The 1160-nt window shown below is 60.8% G+C and carries 1 protein-coding gene; it reads right to left on the reverse strand.

Annotated elements, in window-relative coordinates:
- A partial coding sequence (tuf, locus tag K7H22_RS19950; RefSeq protein ID WP_230802555.1) for an elongation factor Tu occupies window positions 1-1160 on the reverse strand: 1160 nt, incomplete at both ends.

Consider the following 1160-nt stretch of genomic DNA (forward strand, 5'->3'; position numbering starts at 1 on the left):
GACACGACGCCCGCGCCGACGGTACGACCGCCTTCACGGATGGCGAAGCGCAGGCCGTCTTCCATCGCGATCGGTGCGATCAACTCGACGGTGAACTTCAGGTTGTCGCCTGGCATCACCATCTCGGTGCCCTCGGGCAGCGTCACGGTGCCGGTCACGTCGGTCGTGCGGAAGTAGAACTGCGGACGGTAGTTCGCAAAGAACGGCGTGTGACGGCCACCCTCTTCCTTGGTCAGAATATAGGCTTCTGCCTCGAACTGCGTGTGCGGGTTCACCGATTTCGGCTTGCACAGAACCTGACCGCGCTCGACGCCTTCGCGGTCGATACCGCGCAGCAGAACGCCCACGTTGTCGCCAGCCTCACCGCGATCCAGCAGCTTGCGGAACATTTCCACGCCCGTGCAGGTCGTTGTCTTGGTGTCTTTGATACCCACGATCTCGATGCTGTCGCCGACGTTGATCACGCCACGCTCGATACGGCCGGTCACAACAGTACCACGACCGGAGATCGAGAAAACGTCTTCGATCGGCATCAGGAACGGCTTGTCCACAGCGCGCTCGGGCGTCGGGATATAGGTGTCGACAGCTTCCAGCAGCGCGCGGATCGACTTCTCGCCGATCTCTTCGTCACGGCCTTCCATCGCCGCCAGAGCCGAGCCTTTGATGATCGGAATATCGTCACCCGGATACTCGTAGGAGGTCAGAAGCTCGCGGATCTCCATCTCGACCAGTTCCAGCAGTTCCTCGTCATCCACCTGGTCGACCTTGTTCATGTACACGACCATGTAGGGAATGCCGACCTGACGGCCCAGCAGGATGTGCTCGCGCGTCTGCGGCATCGGGCCGTCAGCCGCGTTCACCACCAGAATCGCGCCGTCCATCTGTGCCGCACCGGTGATCATGTTCTTCACATAGTCAGCGTGGCCGGGGCAATCGACGTGGGCATAGTGACGGGTCGCCGTCTCGTATTCCACATGCGCGGTCGAGATCGTGATGCCGCGGGCCTTCTCTTCGGGCGCGCCGTCAATCTGGTCATAGGCGCGGAATTCGCCGAAATACTTCGTGATCGCAGCCGTCAGAGTCGTCTTGCCGTGGTCAACGTGACCGATCGTGCCGATGTTAACGTGCGGTTTGTTACGTTCAAACTTTGCCTTGCCCAT

The organism is Seohaeicola saemankumensis, from assembly GCF_021021435.1.
Classification (GTDB): domain Bacteria; phylum Pseudomonadota; class Alphaproteobacteria; order Rhodobacterales; family Rhodobacteraceae; genus Seohaeicola.